We start from the raw sequence: 24,084 nt of genomic DNA on the forward strand, positions 1-24,084 counted from the left end.
AGAAGGTTTGAATTTCTCTCTTATTTATTTAAAAAAATATAAATATGACTGTAAACAGATAGTCTTTGAAATGTAGTCTAAAATGGCTAAGGGCATTGCTGATATGGGTCTCAACAGTACGAATGGAAATGTCCATTTCTTTGGCAATTTCTTTATTGTTGTAACCTTGAACACGGCTCAAATAAAAAACTCTACGGCATCTATTGGGTAGTTTGCCCATGGTTTTTATAAAAAGACCTTGGGATTCTAAATAATCCATATGCTCGTTGACACCTTCTGTATGGGGCAGCGTTTTTAATGTGTCTTCGGCAGAAACTCTTCGTTGTTGTTTTTTGAGATAATTGATGGCTTGATATTTCACCCCTCTAAATAAATATGCTTCTATCTGATTTATTTGAGTCGATTCCGATTTTTCCCACAGACTTATAAAAATTTCTTGTACCAAATCCTGGGCAATCTGGTGATTATCCGTAAAACTAAGGGCATAGATGTAAAGACGTTTCCAATAGATGGTGAAAAGCTTTTCAAGTGCTTTTTCTTGACGGTTTTGTAGTGCCTTGGATATTAATTTTTGGTTTTCCATAATTTGGGGCGCCTTAAATTTGAGTGGTGCCAATATGTATAAATTTATTGGGCTAACGTCAATAAATTGCTTGGTGAATATTATGGTTTCGTTACTATAAAAAGCAAGCCCAGAAAGCATCATGTTTTCTGAACTTGCAATTATAATAAAGGACTACCAATTAGGGTTTTGCGTCAAATTTGTATTTAATTGTAATTCCTGTATTGGAATAGGTAGCAAATAATCCTTATTCTCATTAAAAGTCCTATTGTTAAATTCAGGAAGTGGATCTATTAAGTTTTCCGTAGTAAGGTGTACATCTGTCCCTAATTTAAAGTACTTAGCTCCTTCAATTTGGCCTACTGGAAGTTCACCTTCATACAAAACCGTATCAACCGCTCCATTGCCATCCAAGTCGTATTCCCCTGGACCGGGCAAATAAATACCTCTCAGTGGTAAAGTGAGGGATTGACCAGCTTTCCAACGTCTGATATCATTCCAACGATGTCCTTCCATATAAAGTTCCACTCTACGTTCTCTCCTAATTTCCAGAATAAGCCCCTTGTTGGCGCCAGTTACATTTGAGTAGAACCTCTCTTGATAGACATCTGGATTTGCATTGGCATCAGCAATAGAAAGACCTGGCATTCCAACCCTTGCGCGAAGCAATCCAATCGATTTTTCCATGTCTTCTTGGGTAGCTGTTCCCAGTTCGGCTTTGGCCTCGGCATAGTTCAACAATACCTCTGCGAATCTAAATACGGGTAAATCATTGGTATTTTGGTTAATCCCATCAGATCCTGGACCTGTTACATACTTTGTTATGAAATAACCAGTAATTGAGTAAGAGAGGTCTGGAGCCAACTCCGTACTTTGTCCAACTCTTGTGTAACCAGATGTACGAATGGTTTGTGACAATCTTGGATCACGATCAGTGGTTTCCTCTGCAAAAGAAATTGCGTTGTAATCCGATTGATCTGTAAAGCGACTTCCATCTGCATTTAAATACGAATTTGCAACTGTTTTTGGCATGCCAGGTGTTCCTTGGGACCCGGACAATGTATAATAATTTGCTCTGTGACCGTTTACTAACGGTGCTGTATATTCCCTGGCCAATATGACCTCTGTGAGTTCTGCAGATTCAGCCCTGAACAAATCAGCATAGTCAGTATCAGGATTACCGGTGGTGTACAATCCGTAAGGACTGTTCTCCATTAATTCCTGTGATGACTCTACAGCCGCTTGTAGGTATTTTTCGTAACCAGAAATACCGTGGTACTTTTCAAAAGTGCCCTCAAAAAGAGCTACTCGGGACTTAAGGGCCAAAGCAGAGTATTTGCTTACTTCATAAGGGTATTGTTGATCATCCATATTGCCGATGGCCCAATCCAAATCTTTCAAGATTCTGTCCACAACAAGTTGTCTGTCGTCACGAGCCTTGTACAGGTCTTCGTCATCGGCTTCCATGGTTTTATCATACCATGGTACGTCTCCAAAGTCCATTACCATATTAAAATAAAAATAGGCTCTAAAGAATCGGGCTACACCTCCATATCTGTTTTTTGCGGTTTCATCCTCGCACTTCTCGTAGTTTTCCAAGAAGTAGTTGATATCACGTAGGTTGTCCCAGCTCCACCCCCCACCAGTGGTAGGAACTAGTCGAGAGCTAGTCATTAGGTCGCTAAGTGTATTGTGGACAACATCACCACATTGGCTATCCGTGATAAAAATCTCATTTCTAACAGAACTGTTCGGCAATAAAAGATAGAACCCATTGGTGTACAGTTGCAAATCCGAAGAAGTTGTAAAAAAACTATCCTCACTAACGTCGGAAATGGGATTTTTATCCAAATAGTCATCACTACAGTTTACAAGAAGTAAGCTGCTCATAATAAACAATGCTATATATATATTTTTCATCATCATTAAAGGTTTAAAATTGAACTGAAATACCAATTGAATAGGTTTTGGACATTGGTGCTTCCTGTCCTCTTGAATCATAGGTATAAGATCCTGAAGGGGAGTTAAGGTTCACCTGATTACTGGCAATCTCAGGATCGATGTAATCCGTTAGCTTAGTGAAAGTAAAAATGTTTTCCCCGCTTAGGTACAATCTGATCTTATCAAATGGTGTTCTGTCCAAGACCGATTTTGGCAGGTTGTACCCCAACGTCAAGTTCTTTAGACGTAAATAAGAGATATCCTGTATGTATCGATCGTTCGTATTTCTTAAGGAGTTACGACCACTAAGGGCAATATACCCAAAGCCTCTTGGGTAGTAGGCATCCGTATTGTCCGGTGACCAAATATTGTTGGCCAGATCCTTACGCACAAAAGATGCATAGGGACGGCTATAAGGTCCCCAGAACAATTGGGAGTTGTATCCAGGATACCAATCTTGTTTACCTACACCTTGGAAAAAGGCAGATATGTCAAATCCCATCCAGCTTGCTGCAGCTCTAAAGTTGTACAAGTATTTTGGGGCTACATTGCCCACAATTTTTTGATCCCCTGGGTTATCTAATGTATTGGTACCTGCATTTACAACATCATCACCATTTATATCAACATATTTCACATCACCAGGCTGGAGACCTCCTCGTCCGGAGATTCTGGCAGTTACATAGGATTGATCCACATGGGCGGCTATTTCCTCCTGAGATTGGAATAGGCCCTCTATTTCATAGCCCCATAGGTCACCAATAACCATTCCCTCATAAAAGGAATTCAGTAAATTCTCTGGGTTGTCGAATCTAGTTACTACCGTTTCTGAATTGGAAAGACCCGCTCTCAAACTTAATTGCATAGGAGATCCACCAACGTTGAATCTATCACTGTATCCCATGGAAAGTTCAAAACCTTTGGTTTCCAAATCCGCTGCATTTTCTTGCGGAGCGGAAGCTCCCAAAGTTGACGGAAGTACTTGGCCAGCGGTAAGCATTCCCAAGGTTTCTCTCTTGAACCAATCAAAATTGGCAGTGAATTTATTTCTAAATAAGCCTATATCAACACCAAAATCAAGGGTGCGAACTTCTTCCCATGTAATTTCAACTGGATTTAGCGCAGGGGAAGATATGGATTCCAAAGGACTACCGTTCAACGAAAATTCATCGTTCACAAAGCGGGATAATACAGGTTGATAGGCATATGGGTCAACCTCTTGGTTACCCAGAGATCCATAGGATGCCCTAAGTTTAAACTGACTTAAAGTTGGGTGAAGATTTTCCATAAAAGCTTCGTTATGTATGGCCCACGCTGCTGATATTGAAGGGAAAAAGCCCCAACGGAAATCTGAAGGGAACCTAGAGGTTCCATCATACCTGCCGTTCATCTCCAGGAAATACTTGTTGTCATAATCGTAAGAGATTCTAGAGAATACACCTTGAAGGGCCCATTCATAGGCACTTCCATTGGCATTATCTGCTGTGGTTCCCAATCCTAATGAGTTTAGGTCAACCGAAATCAATCCTTGTGTACTTGCCTCAATGGTCTTGCTGTACATTGACTCTTGACCAAAACCAGCCATGACATCAATATGATGCTTACCAAAACGGTTGTTGTAGTCGGCATAAATATTAAATGCGTCATAGTCGGCAGAGGTGTTGTACTCTGTCAGTTCATCAACGCCCATGGTATCCGGTTCGCCAACATATATTGTCCATGGAATCAATGTTGATCTCTGAAGTATGTTCTGATTCATTTTCCTGTAAGCATAGCTCGCTTTTACCGTAAGTCCATCAACTGGGGTCAAAGTGGCCGTTACAATATTGGAAAATTCGGAGTCTTCCGTTTCTTGCTTGGATTTTCCATGTAACAATGAAGCATATAATCCATCTCCCGCAGCATAATTGTTCAGTTCACTACGATAGAAATAGGAGCCATCGGGGTTGGTGGGTGAATACCAAGGCATCGCATGGTTATATACCAAATAGTTCCAGTAGTTTCCGTGCCATCCGGTTCTAAATCCACCATATTGTAAGTCATCATATTTATTGAATTGCATATTGTCGGAAATCGTGATCCAATCGTTTAACTTGAACTCAACTTTAGCCCTGTAGTTTTCTTTTTTAAAGAGGTCTTCTTGAACTTTTAACAGACCAACTTCGCGATAATTACGGTATGAGAAATAACCTTTTAATTTATCCGTACCCCCACTTATGGACGCATTATAGATTTGAGATGGTCTGCTTTTACGGAAAAAGGTGTTCCACCAATCCGTTTTGGCATAGTGTACATATTGATCTCTTCCATTTCTGGTATCTGTAATGACACGTGCCAAGGATGGATTGGCCGATACTTCCTGTAAAGCGGCATAATCTGCTTCGCTATACTGTGAATAGGAAGCCCCACTACTGGCTTGGAAAAAGCTATCTGCAATCTGAATGGCTTCAAAGGGGTCTGTGATAAAATCCGTATTTGTGGTCACTTGGTTTATTGCTGTGGTGGTCTCAAAACTCACTTTAAGATCACCTTCCCTGGCTTGTTTGGTGGTTATCAAGACAACACCAAAGGAAGCACGGGCACCGTAAATAGCTGCCGCACCCGCGTCCTTTAAAACACTGATATTTTCTATGTCACTTGGATTTAGATCATTAATGTCCCCTTCTACTCCATCAATAATAATTAAAGGTTCGCCACCATTAATGGAGGTAAATCCCCTAATGTTAATGTTGGGGTTATCGGTAGGACGGCCATTAGATCTTGTGATGGTAAGTCCTGGTGTTAGTCCTTGTAGCGCCGAAGCTGCATTACTCACTGGACGTTCTGCCAAGGCGCTAACATCAACTTTACTTACTGCCGCACTTAACGATTCAATGGATTTTTCTCCATAACCAACCACTACTACTTCTTGCAGTTCTTCGCTGTTGGCATCAAGTTGTATATTTAACGAGTAAGTATCTGAGGCTACGGTTACCGTTTGTGGTTTCATTCCAATATAGGAAAACTCTAAAACCTCGCCAGTTTTAGCGATTATTTCAAAATCCCCGTCAAAATTCGTTACTACTCCTCGGCTTGATCCAACAACCATAACATTGGCTCCTATAAGAGGTTCTCCCATATCGTCCTTCACAGAACCTTGGATAGTTCGCTGTAGCAGCTTTATGGATTTTTGCTCTAAATAGACGGTAACATTTTTGTTTTGAATCTTATAGCCCAAATGGTAAACCTTGGCCAAATGATCCATTACAGTGGTAAGGGGTTTATTGGTATAGTTAACGCTTACCTTTCTTTTGATTTGTTTTAATTCACTACTATAAATAAAGCTTACAGCAGCTTGTTCCTCGATATTGTTGAATATTGTAACAAGGTCAACTTGGCTTTGGTGCAAGCTAATGGTTGGTGTTACACCTTCATTGGCTTGTGCCGGCAATGCTAAAAAATGCATTGTCCATAACATCATGATGGTTTTCATAACGTTCCTATTGAAAAAAAATAGTAATTTTGGTTTCATTATATCATACTATGTATTTGGTGAATATGTAGTTGTGCGGGCCTTTTCTGTTGTCGCAGAAGAGGCTTTTTTTTATTTAGATCGACATTTATTTCATAGATAGATTGGTTTTAGAGTTTCACATTTTTTTTATAAGATATTTTAGAACCGCATAACAGTTCCAAACTCTGTATGACTTCTTCTAGCGTGGGGTCGATGAATTTGCCTGAGATAGTTCGCTTTGCCGTGTTTTCATCTATTTCCTCTACATAAAGTTTTATATTGAACCATCGTTCCATAATTTTTAATGTCTCACTGAAAGAATGATCGTTAAGCTTTATAATATTGTAGAGCCAAAATGTATCGTTACTGGTACTATGTGTTTCAACCAAATAATTTTCTGAAGTTTTGTCAAAAATCATTTGTTGGTCTGGCTCTAGGGTTGCTAAAATTGTTTCGGAACGACTAATCTGAATTGAGCCGGTTGCCAAACTGATTTTAACCTCTGTATTGTCCTCGTATGCCTTGATGTTGAAAGATGTGCCCAGTACTCGGGTATTGAGCCCAGTTGTTGATACTATAAAAGGCTGCTCGGGATTATGGGTTACTTTAAAAAATGCTTCACCACTTAATTGAACATCTCGTGTATCCCCATTGAAGGTTTCAGGATAGGTAATTCTACTTCCTGCATTTAATGTGACCGATGAGCTGTCCGGAAGTGTAACTTGTGTTTTTTCACCCAGATTTGAAGCTACGGTTATAAATTTAACTTGTTTTATTGGCAACAATAGCACTGATGACATGCCAAGGACCAATAGAATTGATAAAGAAGCTGCCACACGCAGTAAAGTTCTTCTCTTATGTTTTTCATCCAAGCTGTACTTTGATTTTTTGGCATGAGCCATAATGCGCTGGGATATTTGCAATCTGATTTTACGCTGGTCTATTTCATCAAACAGTCGTTGCCCGTAAACATGGTAATACTTTTCCAATTCCGCCTCTTCGGCTTTGGAGCAGTTACGGTTTAGGTGTTTTTCAACTAGTTCCAGAAATCGTTTCCGGTCGATCATAGTTATCATTTTCGGTCCTTGTTATCAAGTCAATAAAAAAGGCCTTTCCACGTACTATGGAAGGCCAATTCTGTGTACTGTTAACGTTTTCTTGATAAAGCTTAAATTTGCTTAACCATTAGCTAACAATTGTAGGAGGCTGCTCTTCTGATCTTATTTGTTGGGAGAAACGGTTTCAACAAATGTATTGCCAAAACTATCGGTAACCTCTATAGTGATATTGCTAACATCACTTGGTTCAAAAAAGAACATATGGTCGGTGACGGCAGGTTCTGCCCAAGGTCTTCTTTCGGGCAACTTATTCCCCATATGTAGTTTTGTACTCAAAGGGTCGGTAGCGTTTACTCTTCTTACGTGGGATTTACGCTCACCATTTTCATACCAGCAGACACTCCATTTAGAGTCCCAGTTCCAGATGTTCAAGGAACACGAATTAGGGAATTCTGGATGTATTCCTCTTTCGTAGAATCTAAATTGATGTGATTTGTCTTTCCCTACGGATTTATAATACCACGAAAGGTCGCTGCCGTTAACTTGGTAGACCCCGTAACCATTTGGAGTGCCATCTACACAAATAGGACCGCTCCACCATGCCCCACAAACGGCACCAAGTACGTGTTCGTGACAATTTTCTTCAAAATAATGGTTTATCCTGTGAGTATGTCCAGAGAGAATATGAGTCTTGAATGGCGATAGTAATTCATATAAATGTGCTTTGTTTTTCACATGAAATATTGGAATATGGGCGCAAAGTATGACGGTTCGTCCAGCTTCTATATAACTTAAGTCTTCCTCGAGCCAAGCCAATTGATTCTCGGTGATATAACCGATGTATTCCCTTTTTACTCCAGTAAAGAAAACATCATCTAACACTATATAGTGGATCTCCCCACGGTTGAAGGAATAGTATGATGGTCCAAAATGGTTGTTAAAGGTTCTAGTGGATACCTGATCGGTACGTGAATCCAAATAATCCATGTCGTGGTTTCCAACGACCTGAAAGAAAGGAATGTTAGTGGCCTTAATGGATTGATTGTAGTCATCAAATAACTGCAGTTGATCATAAACCAAATCCCCACAACCAACACCAAAAGTGTTGGGGTCGTTCAATTCCTTAATGGTTTGGATAAAATCGGGGGTAGAGATGCTAAGTAATTGTTCGACTTCATATTCATTTTGAATTTGAGGGTCTGCCAATATTAAAAGGCTATGTTTGTCATCCCTTTGTTGAACAGGTTTGAGTTGGAATAAGATTTCGTTGCTTGGACTTTTCAAATCCAAAGGTTTAAAGAATGATGCCGACCCATTGGCAAGTTGATCAATTTGGTATCCTGCCGGTAGACTAACAAAAACAAAGGGTTGTTGGCTTGAACTCCAAAAATCAAAATTTCCATTTTTGTCAGTTAAAATAACTGTTTCTCCATCAGAGACTGCGACTTTGGGCAATCCCTTTTTATTACTTGCTACTTTTCCTTTGACCCTCGTGGGCTTACGCCATAATACTGGATTTTGCCATCCCAGAAGGCTGGTTGTCCCCAAAAGGGATAATGAGCCGGTAGCCCACCCCATTTTTTTTATAAATGCTCTTCGGTTTTCCATAATGTGTTTTTAAGTTTCTTTACTTTATAGTCAATGAAAAAGGGGGGTACACGTAATAAAATCTATATTAAATTAAGGTTAACCTTCAAATAAGAGTAGACCATATCTACTCCTTTGCAAAGTGAGGGTTTTGTTTAAGGAAGCTTTATTAAGAAGAGTATAGAATTTTAAATATTAGGAAGATTCAAGTAACTCCCCGACAAGCAGTTAATAAAAGTCACAGCGTAGTATTAAAAAAAGGAGCTATATAACTCCCTTCTAGCACAAACTCTAAAATTGCTTAGTGCAAAGTAATGGTTCTAAATCTATGGCTTGCCTCATTGCTTTTTCAGTCTCCCCTATTCTTAAAAACTTTAAAATAGAGCAACCAACTGATTACTGTGTTATTGAGCGTTTTTTATCATTTCACCTTTGGCGATTACACCAGGCCCCATAAAAATTATTCAAACCTGATCCGAGTTCTTGTACGCCGATCCATGACTTTTCAATCTATCCAAAAGAACCGACCCACGTCCTTGGTCTGTAGTAATGATAAATAAGGTGGTTTTCTTTTGGATAAAATGAACAGGAAAAAAAGTGTGCAATATGACACATTGGGAACTTTGGTTGATGCAAAAAAATGGAAGACTTGTTACGGATATGATTTTAAAAGCAATGGAGGTACTTAAAGTCTCAAATTGAATAAAAGTTGTCAAAATTGGGGATTCTGAAATTGATTTCGAGGAAGAAAAACTAGTAAATTGTGGCTACACCATAGCCGTTACCATTGGTGCCAAGAACAAATAACAATTTAACAGTCGATTTTACACATTGCCAAATGAATGCAGAAAATTGGAAAACAACAAAGTTAACGCTCTCCTCTTAAGTGGTTCTTTAGATGGACGAACCTATTTTAGAGATGTCCTAAAATAGGTAAGGTTACAGATGTGTTGATTGATAGCTTTTTGGTTGCCATAATTCTTACGGTTTCCTTTCTTAAACAAAACGGTTTAAAAGTGAGGGATTATAAATAATTGATTAAATTGCTACTCAAAATTATTATTAATTGTGATCACAAACTGAACACGTTTTTCGAACACATTTTCAAATAACAGTGTCTGGGAGGCCCTGTATTTAGGGGTTTTAAAATGTCTGTCTGGAATTCATTACCCGGAGGTCATAAGTTCAACTCTCGTCCTCGCTACAATACTTAAGTTTACCTAAATCAATTAATTGATAATAAATCATCCGTATTATTATTTTTAAAAAGGACTGTGGCTGTTTTGCCCAAAAACAAAAAGGGAACTGGATTTGAAACACAACGGGCTTTTTCCAATGCATTGTACAATCCAATTTTATATAGTCCTATTTTTAAAAAAGCTACTAAAATTGGAAGCCCACCATTTCATATTTAGCCCATTACCAAAATTTGGCTAACTTTAAACGCTCCCCTGCATAGAAACTCAGTTTCGACTGAATAATACAAAACTATACATATGGCTGTGTGCCATATTAAATACCGTTAACAATAATTATGCGTCCATTAGTAAAAGTCATATCTATCTTAGGGCTTACTGCAATAATTATTTTATTAATTCTTCAACTAATATTCAGTTGCTATTATTTATACAAACCAATTGCTATACTATTGGATAACAATAAACTTCACTGGGAGAAAAGTGTTGCGGAAATTAAGTCGGTAAAACTTTTGAGCCGTCCAAATCCCAATATGCCAAAAGAGGCATCAATGGTATTTCCAATTGAAGTATGTTATATTCAATACACCTTCTATTATGAGGGAAATTATTATACGAATTCCAATATTGGACTTAATGTGGAAAAAGAATATCAAAGTAAATTTCATAGAGCACTTTACATGAAACTAAAAGAAATGGATAAAGTGATTGTTTATATTAACCCCAAAAACCCAAAGCAGTCATCCATTATAAAATATGACATTAACTTAAAAGATATTGGAGCAGGTATTGCATTACTAATTTTTCCTTTATTGATTGTCTATTGGGTCTATATTGGTAGAAAACACCCCCCAAATTATATAACAGAAAAAATAAAAACCATATCATGATCCTTACTTTAATCATTGGGTTAGTTGTATTCTTTTCGGGAGTAACTATCTATATTTTTGATAAAAAATCCAAAAAATGGAGTCAGACTATAGGAACGATAACAAAGTCCGAGTTAAAGGAAAACATTTCTACTGATTCAGATGGGCGTGCGCAAATATATTATAAGGCACATTTAGAATATATATATCACTCAAATGGTCAAGAAACTGAAATTGTTGGCAAACAACTTTTTCCCTATGTAGATATGTTGTCTTCCTATAGAAAAGAGAAAGTAGCGATTATCAATAAAATAAAAAAAGGAGATAAAGTTAAGGTCTACTACAATCCTATTAACCCATCAAGATCATGTTTAATTACTGGGGCCAACTATTATGCCAAGTACATTATTTCAGCGGGCTTGGTATTTATGGCCCTCGCACTAGTGATCTGGATTTATGAACTGAGTCAGGACATGACTATCGTATTGGATCAAGTAATAGCAAAATGACTATTTTTTATGATCATTGTAAATGTTCATGTTGAAATCAATTCACCAATTTATTCTGCTGGGTACGGTACATCTGATAAATAGGTTCCGATTCTATTATCTGATTATCACAGCTTTAATTATTCACAGCTTTAATTCGAATTATTTGTTATAATTTTGGATCAAATAATTTACTCAAATAATAAAATTCACCCTGTGAGAATAGCGATAATAGGTTTTGGAAATATTGGTAGATACCTTGCGAAATGGGTTATTAACGACCCTAATTTCGAATTAGGATATGTGGTAGCTAGAAAAGAAATAGATAAGGATAAAGAGGATATTAATTTCAAAGATGAACCAGTAGAATTTAGAAAAGAAATTACTTCTGATCTTATTAATGATGTTGATATTATCATTGAATGTGCAAATAAGGAAGTTGTATCCCAGCTATTGAAATTTGATGAAATTGATCGTTCTGGGTTGAAATTAATTGTGATTAGTACAGGCGGTCTTTACCAAGATAAAGCGATTTTAAAAGAGTTGAAGAAATGTGAGATAATTTTACCAGTAGGTGCAATTGCGGGACTGGATGCGATAAAAGCTGTGAATGACGAAATTACTTCTATAAAACTAAAGACTACCAAGCACCCTAAAAGTTTAGAAGGTGCACCGTTTTTTGACAACGCAAAGATCGACCTATTGTCAATTGATACTACTCAGACTATTTGGGAAGGTGAAGTAAGTGAGGCCTTAAGCTTATTTCCAAAAAATATAAATGTTGCTGCAAGTATTTATTTTGCGTCTAAATGTGAAAGTTTAAATATTGAAATAGTTGCTGATCCCAACGCTACTAGCAATATGCATGAGATAACTTGTGAAGGTGATTTTGGAAAAATTTATACGCGTACCGAGAATAAACCAAGTCCAAGTAACCCTAAAACAAGTTTTTTAGCTGTTAAAAGTGTTGTAAGTATACTTAGAAATATGAATTCCACCGTTAAAATAAACTAATAATACAACTGCCTGCCAAAGATGTTCCTCCATGTTTACTTAACTCTGATTATTTAATACAGGACTCGTCATTCTTAAGTAATCACGAATACGGTATATGCTAAGAATTTTTAGACTTCCTAAATTGGAATGGAGCAATGAATTTGTTTTCTCATAGGAGAATTAAGTCTACTACTAAAAAAGAGCTACTGTTGTCTCTGTTACAATAAACCCGCCCGATGGTGCCGTTATGTAGGGATGGGCGGTTTTACTTGGTTATAGTAGTCCAATCACCAACACTTTGCCACACCCAAAAGAATGATACGACAGCTTTCTAGTAGCTAGCGGCTGGCAAGTTCGGTATTAATAGCCAATATTTCCATACCTCCGGTTACCTGCCCGTCTTTGTTATTCAGCCACGCGTTCGGGCGGGATTAGGTGTACACAACTTGAAGCTAACCAATTACTAACATTTTGTACTACCTTTAATTGAAAATAAAATGGGAATGGAATTGGTATATCTGAATAGCATTAAAAAACAGTTCGAATATTATAAATCCGTTGGCGAAAAAACTTTTGACCAACTTAATGAAGATGATTTTTTTTGGCAATATAACCAACAATCAAATTCAATTGCGGTAATCGTCAACCATTTATGTGGAAATATGAAATCGCGTTGGACCGACTTCCTTATCTCGGACGGAGAAAAGGAATGGCGGAATAGAGACTTGGAGTTTGAAGCGGTAATCCAAACAAAGGATGAACTTTTGACAAAATGGAATGATGGATGGAATTGTTTATTTGATGCGCTGAATTCTATAAAGGAAGAAAATTTTGATTCGGAAATTTACATTAGAAACCAATCCCATTCACTTGTTGAAGCCGTAAATAGACAATTTGCCCATTATTCGTATCACATAGGACAAATTGTTTACATTGGACGAATGATTAAAGGAAAGGATTGGAAAAGTTTGACTATTCCTAAGGGGAAATCATCGGACTTCAATAAGGCAAAATTTTTAAAAGGAATACACGGCGGGCATTTTTCAGATGACATAAATTAAAAGGAGAAATCGTTTACCAACTACTTGTTATATAGGTTATTATCACTTTTTTTCTGTACACAGAAAAAATGCTACAGATTTCTCTCAGCTTCGTTTTCTTTTGCCAACTGGGTTATTACGAAAACAACCAATCGTACCCAAGACTACTGGAGATTACAGAACTATGGACAGTTTGAGATTGCTCTCAAACCGTTTTTTGTAATATATCCCACAATTTTAAAAATGCCTGCTAATTTTATTAATAACCAATACTTCATATACCTGATAAAAAATCAATAATAGATCCAATCTGGATAATTATGATGATAATTTATATATAGAGCGGTCTAATTTTGTGCTTAAAATGTCACCCGATATTCAGTTCTGGGAAATGCCCATGAGTTTAAAAAGGAAACAGAATGCAAATATTTGAACACTTATAACTTAAGAAACTATGCTACAAACTACTAAACTCCTAATCGCAGTCTTTGCTACTTTTTGTTGTTTCAGTGAGGCCATTGCACAGAAACCGCTAAGAGTCTACATAATGGCCGGACAGTCCAACATGGTAGGTACCGGTGGAATTTCTACTTTTGACTATATTGGGGACGATCCAAAAACTGCACCCTTGCTCAAAAAGATGCTTGGTCCCGATGGCAATCCGAAAGTATGTGAAAGGGTTTGGATCTCTTCGCTAAATGGAAAGATGAACCAATACGGAGGCGAAGGTTTTGGGAAATTGACAGCCGGTTACGGGGTTCGCAGAACCGATCCCACGAAGCCCGACGATTTTATTGGACCGGAGTATATGTTCGGTATTACAATGGAGGAATCGTACGATGGGCCTATATTAATTATCAAGACCGCTTGGGGCGGTCAGAACCTTAGTGTGGACTACCGATCGCCGGGTTCCGGGCCATACGTAATGAACGACTATCAGAAGGAAGTATTTACTAAAAAGGGGAAACTAAAGCAGGTTCAGGCTCAGAAAAAAGAGGCAACAGGAAGGAATTATCGCTATATGATAGATCATGTTAAGAAAGTCTTGGGCGATATTAAGCGTGTCTACCCAGACTACGATGCTGATGCGGGGTACGAATTGATGGGCTTTGTTTGGTTTCAAGGATGGAACGACTTTAGTGATCTTACTACTTACCCATCAAGTTTTGGAGATAAGCAGTATGATCAATACAGTAAATTATTGGCACAATTCATACGAGATATCCGTAAGGATTTGGAGACACCCAAACTACCGTTCGTTATAGGAGTTATGGGGGTATACGGAAATTATACTCCAGGCACTTTCAGGATTGTAAACAATTCGGACCATCGTATGCAGCTTTTCCGTAAGGCCCAAGCTGCACCCACGGAATTGGAAGAGTTTCAAGGAACTGTAGTAGCTGTACAAACCGCATCCTTTAGAGAAGATGCCCTTGGATTCATCGATCAAAAACTAACAGAGGTGAAAATTATGGGTAGAAAATTGTCAAAGAAGCTCCCCGATGGCCCAAATGCAGATGGTTCCATGACACCGGAACAGCAAAAAGCCTATATTGAAACCTACAAAGCCAAAATAGTTACCCCTCAAGAAATGGCGCTTTGGAAACGTGCAGCATCTATTGGTGGCTTTATTCACTATTATGGCTCTGCTAAATTTCATGCTCAGGCTGGCAAGGCATTCGCAGAGGCATTATTGGAAATGTAGGAGTATAAATTCTATTTACTCAAAGCCCTTTTGGAAGATTCAAAATTGAAGCAAAAACTATCGATGAAGACTTTAACGTTTGCTTACAATTCTGATCAATTGTGTTTCCCAAATAGTCTACAATACAGTCTTGAGTAAGACTTGGAGTTAAACACCTTTTGTATAGGTAAAATACGTGACCCCAAGTAAATAATTACAGTATACTTTAAAATTTTATACTTATAACAACATATAGAACGAATGTATAAAAGGTTTATGTTTGTAACTTTGGGCTTGGATATTTACAATTAAATGAAAATAATGAAAACCTTAAAAGAACAAACCGATGCTAAAATTGAAGCTGGACGGAAAGCTAAACCCGACTTCATGAAAGGCGTTGACGCTATAATAAGTAAGGCAAAAGAATTTCAACAAGGTGCTCATGCCATTAAAATAGGGCAAAAAGCTCCTAGTTTTGAGCTTCCTAATCCAGAAGGGAAATCAATATCCCTAGACTCCTTACTTGACAAAGGCCCTCTTGTTGTCACATTTTATCGAGGCGACTGGTGTCCTTATTGCAACTTACAACTCAGGGCTTTGCAAGCCAAATTAGGTGAAATACATGCGCTAGGGGCCACATTAATAGCCATTAGCCCACAAGTACCTGATGGGTCACTGACAAAAAATGAAATTGCTGAAATGGAATTCACTGTTTTGTCGGACCAAGATGCCAAAGTTGCATTGCAATATGGGGTTGCTTGGGAAGTGCCGGAGTTTCTGTTGGAACATATGCGGGTAGATCGCGAACTGGACTTAGAAAAAATAAATAACGGTAATGCCAATATATTACCCATTCCTGCCACGTTTATTTTAGATAGTAACGGTATGGTCACATGGCGCTATGTGAATGTTGATTATAGAACACGTTCGGAGCCTGATGAGATTATCAAGGCCTTAAAAAATATGTCCTAAGGCCTTAATTTAAAATTTGTTCCCTATATAACCATTCCAATACAACATTATCGCAATGGTTTTCATTAGGGCCATAAACTACATTCAAAAGGGGACGCTTCGGTGAGCTGTCCCCTTTTTAATAAGGTTTTCATAATGTAATGGTATTGGCTGTTTCTAAATAATCCTTAGTGCTTCCCTATATCATTTTTGGATAAAGGCATAGACTCCTTTCTTATTGGAAGTCACTATATCTATCTTGCCGTCCCCATTAAGATCACCTGTGCTAATCTGTCTTCCTACACCAGAGTTATCGTCGATCTTATAGGGAACAAGTTCTGCCGACCCATCGGCATGCCTTTGTGTCCTGAACCAATAGAGTACCGCTGGCTCTTCCGCCCCAGGATCACGTCCATTGTGGGCATAATAGCATTTTCCGGTCACGATATCAGGAATACCGTCCTTATCTATATCGCCCATGGACAAGGCGTGAAGTTGGCTAAAAGAGACCCCATAAGGGTTATCCTCAGGACTGTTGGTCATAACGGTATGCTCCTTGAAGGTAATTTCATCGCCATCTTCAATTTGTTCAAACCAAGAAAGGCCATATCCATGTCCGTCCATAGCGGTAACAACATCGTTATCACCATCTCCATCAATATCATAGGCAAACATTTGGGCTCCGCCCTTACCGGAAGAAAAAGGATAGGGATGATAGGTCCATGCTGTGGCTCTATCCCAGTTTTTGGGCTGCTCCCACCATCCACTTCTTTCAATCACGTCGGTGAGTCCGTCCCCATTGATATCCCCTGCCCCTAAGCCATGGGAATATTGTATAAATTTCTTTTCGTCCTTTAAACTTATTGGGAGCATTGTCCAATCCCCTCCCTTTTTTGAGGGTGCCATTCCCAATACCAAATAGCCTTTACTAAAGGCAAGCAATTCTTCTTGTTCATCACCTATCACATCCACTAAATTTGGGGATTCATGGCAAACATTCTCTAGGCCGTTATGATATTTTGGTTCGGGTACCGTTTTGGTGAGTAAAACGGAATTCTTTCCCGGATCCTTGATCCATTTACTATCCACTCCAGGTAAGCCCACCTGAAGGATATCCATCCATCGGTTGCTATCAATATGGGAAGGAAAAGTAAAAAAGTTGGTGGAATAACCTTTTAGGCCCGGACCTGTAATGGGAAAATATTTCACAGGGCCATAGGCATATGCCACCTTAAAATCAGGCCCTTTCCACCATAAATTCCCGGCAACAATATCGTTATATCCGTCTTTATCAATATCCCCTATGGAGGCTCCCTCTGAAACGTATTTGTTCAACAACTCCAACTTATTAAAGGACACCGTTGTGGATGGAGCATTTTTTTGCTGGCCCCAGAACAAACTGCAAGGAAGTAACAGCAAACATGACAAAATATAGAGTCTATTCTTTAATAGTACCATTCAACTTTTAAGTTTAGTTTAATTTCTTAATATAAAATAAAAGATCCGAAACCTGTTCCCCAGAATAATTATCGATCAAGTCTTTGGGCATAAAAGATCTTCCTCTCATAAATCCTTGTGGAGCAATTTCCGAAGTCTGGATAAACTGGTTACTGCCTCCCATAAATCCAAGGGTGGTTCCACGATCATCTCTTTTTACCAAGTATCCCTCCATACTACTGCCATCTTTCTTGTTCACCCTAAACACTGCATACCTACTGTCCACAGCTGCATCCGGATTTAAAATTGCGGTTAAGAGGGCTTCATTTTCCTTAATGGCCGAAGCGTCCAGTGCCTGGATTTAAATCATAAAAATTTCCTGCCAATATACCATCTTTTTTTCCACCGATATCAATATCCAGAAAAGTATTGCTGATTAGACTGTAATAGGGAGTTTAAATTATTATAATAATAAATTGAGTAGCCTAATGAAATTTATGTTGAGGAATTTAAAGTCCCATGTATCATTTTGATTTACCTCAAATGGGTTTCCATAAACCAAGTTTTGGTATTATTTGCTCTAATTGGTAACATCCCCAAAAAAAGCAATGCCACATTATTATTTTTGTCAGAATAGTTCCTAATTATAGCTGATATAGCATTGGTTTTATTCCAGAAAAAGGGCTTATAGATTCAATCACTAGGCATACACCTTCAATCAATTAACTTATCTTTGCCCAGCTAAATAAAAAAATGGCTTCTACCCTACTTTCATCACCCTTACAAGGTTTTACCGATTTCAGATTTCGGAATGCCTTCAACCATTATTTTGGGGGTATAGATACTTTTTATTCGCCCTACATTAGACTGAATGGAAAGTTGAAAATTAAGCAATCCTATCAGGACGATTTATTACCGGAAAACAACACCACTTTAGAGGTGATTCCGCAAATAATCACCAATGACCCCGAGGAGTTTGTTTATGTTGCCAAATACGTGCAAAGTCTAGGCTATAAAGAATTGAATTGGAATTTAGGCTGCCCCTACCCTATGGTGACCAAATCAGGAATGGGCTCTGGTCTCATTTGCAATCCTGAAAGAATAAATGAAGTCTTGTACAGAGCACACAACGAAACGGATATTTTGGTGTCTATGAAGATGAGAATGGGATATGAAAACCCGGAGGAAATTCTAGCCGCCTTCCGTATTTTAGATCATTACCCGCTTAAAAACATTGCCATTCACGCCCGAATTGGAAAGCAGCTCTATAAAGGTCCTGTAGATCTAGAGGCATTTGAAAAATGCATTGGCAGTACCAAACACAAGTTGTATTATAACGGGGACATTACCAGCGTTAGCGCTTTTAAAGCCATAGAAAAAAGGTTTCCCAGTATTGATCATTTTATGATTGGGCGTGGCTTGATAGCCGACCCATTTTTACCCAGTATGATAAAAAATAACACTTTGGAATATCCACCCAACCGATGGTCCATTTTTTCAGAATTTCATGACACTATTTACCAGCAATATGACGAGTACCTGTCCGGACCAACCCCAATAAAAATGAAAATGCTAGGTTTTTGGGAATTCTTTTCCCAATCTACCTCCAACCCACGGAAAACATACAAAGCCATAAAAAAGGCTTCTAATCCTGTAAAGTACAGATTGGCCGTGGATCAAATCATAAATGCAGAAATGAAAGTTAAGAGCGCTTTTTAAAGGCTTTGCGTTTGGGGTTGGGCTTGATCGTGGAAGTGGTGTTTAACTTATTGACTTTTTTGAATATTGATCCTGGGTGTTAGGATATAAGTGTAGAAAACCGCATTAAATTTAAACTGAGGCGAAGAACCAAGCTATAGCAGTGGTTAATACTCAAAGGATTGCCATTAACTGAGGCTTAACACATTTGTTTGGGATACAGTTTTTTGAACAAGTTATGTAATAGAAAAAGCTGCCTCAGATTTTGAGACAGCTTCTAAGCAACTTAACTAATTAATAATAACTCAACAATTAAACTCTATTTTAATTCTAATGATCTTCTATTTTATTCTAGGATTACTATTCGCATTTTCAATTTAGTTTCCATTCGTCATATGGGTACAAAACTTTTAATGGATGATATGAGTATGGGCAAATCTCACCCTCATCAAATTTTGCTCCTTTTGGAATTTGGGTTCACAACTGCCCCACTTTGCTACTACCTATGCTATCCATGTAAAACCAAAACAAAGAGTGCTCCCGATGCCAAATAAAACGATATACATCTTTAATTGAACCTAATTAACTGTCTAGGCAAAATTATTTTCTATGAAGTCTTTAACCATACATGAGTCATGAATTATTCCACCCCGGATGCAAAAAATGTAAACTCATCAAAATTAGCGTTTAGCTCTCCATTAATGGATGAAATACCCACTATTCTAATATATCTATAATTCTCCGCATTTTCTAGAATTTCCACTTCAAAGGTCTCTTGTGTGTTTCCAGTGACATCTATTAATTTAACCCAGCCTTTGGCCGTTGCATCCGCTTCCCAATCTGACAATTCCCCTGCATCAATATCAGCAGTTTCTGCTCCTGTTAGGTCATTGGTTGCCCAGATTTGGTAGGCTCCAGGACTTCTGCCACCACAACATGCCGATCGTTTGTCTAATCTGAATCCACTTAGATTCGCGCTCACACCAATATCAAAACTCATCACGAAAGGGTATTGGTCTTCAGCCGAGTCGCAACTATGCCAATATTCTCCGGTTGCACCATCGGTTAACCTTTCATAGCTGGACACATAACAACCATCAGATGCATCAAAAGGCAATCTTAGAGCTGTGATGTTGGTATGGTTTAGTTGAAATTGTTCTGGAAACACTGTTTCTGATGACGCAGTAAAAACCTCAATTGCATTGGGGCTGGGAGCATAAATACTTTCCACAATAATCTGACCACCTAAGTTGTAACTGGTCAAAATTGTTTCATTAATATCATTGGGTATTTCAATGGTCTGCATAGCTCCATCAGCATCTTCATAACTTAGAGATGTTGAAATACTTCCATTTGGGACATCTCCCCATGATAATATCGCCTCGCTCTCAAATACCTTAATTGCGGAAATGCTTCTACTAAGAAGCGTATTTTGATATTTTGAGCCATAAACAACGGTGGTTACTTCTCGGGGAATAGATGTATTTCCTGAATCGTCCTTTAGATAGACATCAAAATTATATTCTCCTTCGTCTAAGTTGGCAATAAATAGTATTGTGTCTTGACCAATATTTTGGCGTTGCACATCAAATTCTTGAACAAATGATTTGTCTTTCGTTTGTAGGACACCGCTGCTTATTTTTGGGTCGGCATTGATTACTATTGAAAATTGGAGTTTTTCATAACCAGGAGCGACAATGACGGTATCAGGAGTACCTACATATATAATTTCCCCATCTTTGGTGAATTCGCTGTAGGTTTCGGTCGTTTCTTCACACGAGGCAACGGCAAAAAATATGCCTATAGCCAAGAGAGCGAAATATATAATTCTTGTTGACTTTTTCATTATTTTTTAGATATTAAAGATTAGCTATATCCAGACTGCTTTGGTTAAATTTTATTCATTTATTAAGCATCCAGTGTTACTTTTAGTCTGCTAACTGCCCCCAGAAATTAATTTCCATGATATGCATAAATTTACCTTCAGACCAGTTCTTGAGGTTTACAAAACGGATGTAGCGTACAGGCGGGGCATCAATTGGAAATTCAAATTCCTCTCCAGAGGCCGCCGAGGCGGCATCTTCTGCACTGTTCAGGCCAATAGCCCCACCTGATGGTTTTATCACTTCTCCATTTTGGATCAATCTGGTCCAACCGTCAAAAGAATCCCCATTATCGGCTGGTAATTCATCAATACCCCAAACTTCAAAATACCTTGGGTTTCCATGGGTGAAAATCCATGAGCCTTGTCTTTGCCAGAACTTAAACCTACTTAGTTTAGCCTTAACCCCTAGATCCATGGTAAACATATGATAGGGTTCGTCATATGGAGCAATGGTTACACCTGGTTCCGTTTGAGAGGTGTGAAACCCTCCGCCCTCTATACTTCCGTTCCACATATTGGTCATTATCCATCCAAATGCATCTTGTCGATCCCCATTAAGAAAAAGATTGTCAAAATTCTGGATATCAAGTTGTATTTCCTCCAGGGGCAAAACTTCTGACTGTTTTATATTCGTGATGTTGTTCCAACGGTCTATAGCTGCTACACCAAAATTTTGTAAGGTCGGCGAAAACGTTCTATAGGTAAAGTGCGACCGATTGTCGTTATCTATAAATGCAGATTGGTTATAACTAATGTTGCCATTTGGATCGGCTGCATATAATAATATTTCGGCCTTAATATTATCCTCATTGTTGTATTTCAATCGAACCCCACCAAAATCCGGAACCAGTTCAAAGGAAGAAAAGAGTTTGTCTATTGGCGCGGTTTGAGGATTAATTGTAACTCTAACAGGAGCGGACCTGTTGTTGCTTCTATCAACAACTACAAGGTCTACCTCCTGAGGAACAGTGTCTTTAAGTCCTTCAATACTAACGAAATTCTTAAAAACAGAAGATCTTGCTGAAATTAGCTCCCCATTTCGTAAATAACTGGCCTCCACAAGAAGCGCATCTTCATCCTGCGGCAACTTATATTGAATTAAGGCTCCACCTGGCAAATTCTCAACGGTTACGTCTGTTATCACATTCGGAGAATCTCCATCAATGACCAAAGGTCCACGCTCTTCCTCTTCACAAGAAATAATTACCAAACCTAGTGAGAGAAGCGTTAAACAAAACAATTTGAAATTTTTCATAATATAATTATATCTTTAAAACATACATATTACCAACCTGGGTTTTGTACTAAATTGCTATTAGTTATAATGTCGTTCTCGGCTATGGGCCAGAGATAATCCCTGTTCAAAAAGCGATAGCTACCTACTGTTATTACTTTGTAATAATCCTCTGTGTTCTCACCTTCTGCATTCCATCCACGTATATCACTATTTAAAAATTCTGCAGCTCTTTTCCATCTTCTTAAGTCCCAAAAGCGATGTCCCTCAAAGACTAATTCAATCATCCGTTCGTCGTGGATTATTTCTCTAAGACCATCTTTAGTTGATGGTTTGTCAGGGTTCATTGAGGCTGTAGCCCATGATTCCATTACACCGTCAAGTCCCGCACGCTCACGAACCAAATCGATCCAAGGATACGCTTCCGTAGTTTTTCCCGCTTCGTTCAATGCTTCGGCATACAATAAATATAGGTCTGCCAAACGAACAACCGGGAAAGGGTAAGCTCTATTACTGTACCCTGAGGAAGTACCTCTTTGTACATTTTCATAATACACTAATTTTTTTGGCCAATAGCCAGAAATCCCCCAACGGTTGGCATCGGTCTTACCTGTTCTTTGGCCTTTTTTCGCCTCTACGATAAGTTCGTTATCATCACTTTGTTGCCCATGTCCAAACCATGTACCTCCATCAAAGCCCAATGAAGCGTAAAATCGAGGTTCCCGATGCATATTGAGGTTTGCTGTTTCAAAGCCTGGCCTTACATAATGTTGATGAGCTTCATCTGCCGTAGATACTTCAAAGCGGTTACTATAATTATAGGAATTATCTTCATCAATAGGTACTCCATTTTCAGAATAAAACATTTCCGCAATTCTCATTGGGGTATTATAGTATGACTGAACACTTTCCCGAGTCTCTGCGGTAAGATCTAGGGCAATTTTAGCCTGTGACCAGTTTTGCAAGGTTGATACTGTACGACCTGAAGCTCCCCATACGATTTCTTCATTCCATCGTTCGGCAATACTACCTCTTATACTTAACTTTGTCACTGTAGTGTCCGACCAGTCTGCCGGGGCTCCAGTAAATTTGTATAAAGAGTGTCCAGCTTCATGAGCCACATCTATAGCCTCTTTACAAGCTATAGCTGCTAAGTTCCATTTTTCGACATCATAGGTAGTACTTATTAATTCATTTCCGTCTGCATCCGTAAATCCAGCGTAGTCTGCGTTTCCATTAAACAAAGGACTGGCAACTGTCATCAAGGTGCGAGCCTTGATGGCTGCCGCAATAGGGGTAGTGATTCTACCTAGTTCTGTTCCCTGATCTTCAACTACCTTTGGCAAATCATCCATGGCCTCATCCAACAATTCCACTATGTAATCTGCTACCTCGTCTACAGGATCCCGACTAACCCTTACTGCCTCCACCCCGGCACTAACTTCTATATTTTCTCTAATAATCGGGATAGGCCCGTACATTCGCATTAAATAAAAATGGTAATAAGCTTTTAAAACCTTGGCTTCCGCTATCCATTTTATTTTTTCATCTTCTCGTATATCAAAGGGTTTGTCTACATTTTCTAGAAAAATATTGCAATCCCTTAATGCAATAAATAAGTTGGTTACGCTGTTTGAACCCCAATACCCCAAATGTGGGTTTACTTTAGTTTGTCCACCGCGCCCGATGATTCTACCAGCCCAGTTACGCGACACATTATCGTTCACTGCTATTTCATCTCCAGCCACAAGTGCAGGGTTATTTATGCCGTTGAATGGAGGAAGATAACTATACAAGGTAGCAAGAAAGCGTTCGGCTGAATCACGTGTCTCAAATGCATCCTCAATCACAGCGATATTGTCTGGGACAACGTCTACATATTTGGAGCATGAAACTCCCGATATAATTAAAGTTATGATCAGAGATCTTATTATCAATTTTATATTCATCGTTTTTTCTTTATGA

At 38.5% G+C, this 24,084-nt stretch carries 17 protein-coding genes; 7 read left to right on the forward strand and 10 right to left on the reverse strand.

Features of this window, described 5'->3' with window-relative positions; genetic code table 11:
• Positions 1 to 28 precede the first annotated feature (28 nt).
• The 5 genes from EHW67_RS18925 to EHW67_RS18945 form a co-directional block, all read right to left on the reverse strand.
• Complete coding sequence (locus tag EHW67_RS18925; RefSeq protein ID WP_158285146.1) at positions 29 to 583, reverse strand: RNA polymerase sigma factor; 555 nt, start codon at positions 581 to 583, stop codon at positions 29 to 31.
• 153 nt (positions 584 to 736) lie between these two features.
• Complete coding sequence (locus EHW67_RS18930; protein WP_238389991.1) at positions 737 to 2,452, reverse strand: RagB/SusD family nutrient uptake outer membrane protein; 1,716 nt, start codon at positions 2,450 to 2,452, stop codon at positions 737 to 739.
• 43 nt (positions 2,453 to 2,495) lie between these two features.
• A complete protein-coding gene (locus EHW67_RS18935; protein ID WP_158285147.1) occupies positions 2,496 to 5,975 on the reverse strand; it encodes a TonB-dependent receptor in 3,480 nt (1,159 codons plus the stop codon).
• A 149-nt stretch (positions 5,976 to 6,124) separates the two neighbouring features.
• Complete coding sequence (locus EHW67_RS18940) at positions 6,125 to 7,063, reverse strand: FecR family protein (protein ID WP_158285148.1); 939 nt, start codon at positions 7,061 to 7,063, stop codon at positions 6,125 to 6,127.
• Positions 7,064 to 7,216: 153 nt separating this feature from the next.
• Positions 7,217 to 8,662, reverse strand: coding sequence for a calcineurin-like phosphoesterase C-terminal domain-containing protein (locus EHW67_RS18945; protein WP_126163948.1), 1,446 nt, complete (start codon positions 8,660 to 8,662; stop codon positions 7,217 to 7,219).
• Between the two features lie 1,513 nt (positions 8,663 to 10,175).
• Here EHW67_RS18945 and EHW67_RS18950 point away from each other — a divergent pair.
• From EHW67_RS18950 to EHW67_RS18975, 6 genes are all read left to right on the forward strand, one after another.
• The gene (locus tag EHW67_RS18950; RefSeq protein WP_126163949.1) at positions 10,176 to 10,727 is read left to right on the forward strand and encodes a DUF3592 domain-containing protein; all 552 of its coding nucleotides are present in this window, start codon (positions 10,176 to 10,178) and stop codon (positions 10,725 to 10,727) included.
• Complete coding sequence (locus EHW67_RS18955; protein ID WP_126163950.1) at positions 10,724 to 11,215, forward strand: DUF3592 domain-containing protein; 492 nt, start codon at positions 10,724 to 10,726, stop codon at positions 11,213 to 11,215. Before EHW67_RS18950 ends, EHW67_RS18955 begins: the two co-directional genes overlap by 4 nt.
• A gap of 195 nt (positions 11,216 to 11,410) precedes the next feature.
• Positions 11,411 to 12,208 carry an aspartate dehydrogenase domain-containing protein gene (locus EHW67_RS18960; protein WP_126163951.1) on the forward strand — a complete coding sequence of 266 codons (798 nt, stop codon included), beginning with the start codon at positions 11,411 to 11,413 and terminating at the stop codon, positions 12,206 to 12,208.
• 485 nt (positions 12,209 to 12,693) lie between these two features.
• Positions 12,694 to 13,251: a DUF1572 family protein gene (locus EHW67_RS18965; protein ID WP_126163952.1), complete on the forward strand. Its 558-nt coding sequence runs from the start codon at positions 12,694 to 12,696 to the stop codon at positions 13,249 to 13,251.
• Between the two features lie 433 nt (positions 13,252 to 13,684).
• A complete protein-coding gene (locus tag EHW67_RS18970; protein ID WP_126163953.1) occupies positions 13,685 to 14,935 on the forward strand; it encodes a sialate O-acetylesterase in 1,251 nt (416 codons plus the stop codon).
• A 300-nt stretch (positions 14,936 to 15,235) separates the two neighbouring features.
• The gene (locus EHW67_RS18975; protein WP_126163954.1) at positions 15,236 to 15,886 is read left to right on the forward strand and encodes a peroxiredoxin-like family protein; all 651 of its coding nucleotides are present in this window, start codon (positions 15,236 to 15,238) and stop codon (positions 15,884 to 15,886) included.
• A 183-nt stretch (positions 15,887 to 16,069) separates the two neighbouring features.
• Here EHW67_RS18975 and EHW67_RS18980 read toward each other — a convergent pair whose 3' ends face one another.
• Positions 16,070 to 17,323: an FG-GAP repeat domain-containing protein gene (locus EHW67_RS18980; protein ID WP_126163955.1), complete on the reverse strand. Its 1,254-nt coding sequence runs from the start codon at positions 17,321 to 17,323 to the stop codon at positions 16,070 to 16,072.
• Between the two features lie 13 nt (positions 17,324 to 17,336).
• Positions 17,337 to 17,588: a hypothetical protein gene (locus EHW67_RS18985; RefSeq protein ID WP_126163956.1), complete on the reverse strand. Its 252-nt coding sequence runs from the start codon at positions 17,586 to 17,588 to the stop codon at positions 17,337 to 17,339.
• Between the two features lie 467 nt (positions 17,589 to 18,055).
• Between EHW67_RS18985 and EHW67_RS18990 the strand changes: the two genes are divergently transcribed.
• The gene (locus tag EHW67_RS18990; protein WP_126163957.1) at positions 18,056 to 19,021 is read left to right on the forward strand and encodes a tRNA dihydrouridine synthase; all 966 of its coding nucleotides are present in this window, start codon (positions 18,056 to 18,058) and stop codon (positions 19,019 to 19,021) included.
• A gap of 619 nt (positions 19,022 to 19,640) precedes the next feature.
• Here EHW67_RS18990 and EHW67_RS18995 read toward each other — a convergent pair.
• From EHW67_RS18995 to EHW67_RS19005, 3 genes are all read right to left on the reverse strand, one after another.
• Positions 19,641 to 20,846: a DUF4998 domain-containing protein gene (locus EHW67_RS18995; RefSeq protein ID WP_126163958.1), complete on the reverse strand. Its 1,206-nt coding sequence runs from the start codon at positions 20,844 to 20,846 to the stop codon at positions 19,641 to 19,643.
• 82 nt (positions 20,847 to 20,928) lie between these two features.
• A complete protein-coding gene (locus EHW67_RS19000; protein ID WP_126163959.1) occupies positions 20,929 to 22,140 on the reverse strand; it encodes a DUF5000 domain-containing lipoprotein in 1,212 nt (403 codons plus the stop codon).
• Positions 22,141 to 22,169: 29 nt separating this feature from the next.
• Positions 22,170 to 24,068 carry a RagB/SusD family nutrient uptake outer membrane protein gene (locus EHW67_RS19005; RefSeq protein WP_126163960.1) on the reverse strand — a complete coding sequence of 633 codons (1,899 nt, stop codon included), beginning with the start codon at positions 24,066 to 24,068 and terminating at the stop codon, positions 22,170 to 22,172.
• Positions 24,069 to 24,084 lie beyond the last annotated feature (16 nt).

The sequence above is a fragment of the Arenibacter aquaticus genome, from assembly GCF_003957295.1.
Classification (GTDB): domain Bacteria; phylum Bacteroidota; class Bacteroidia; order Flavobacteriales; family Flavobacteriaceae; genus Arenibacter; species Arenibacter aquaticus.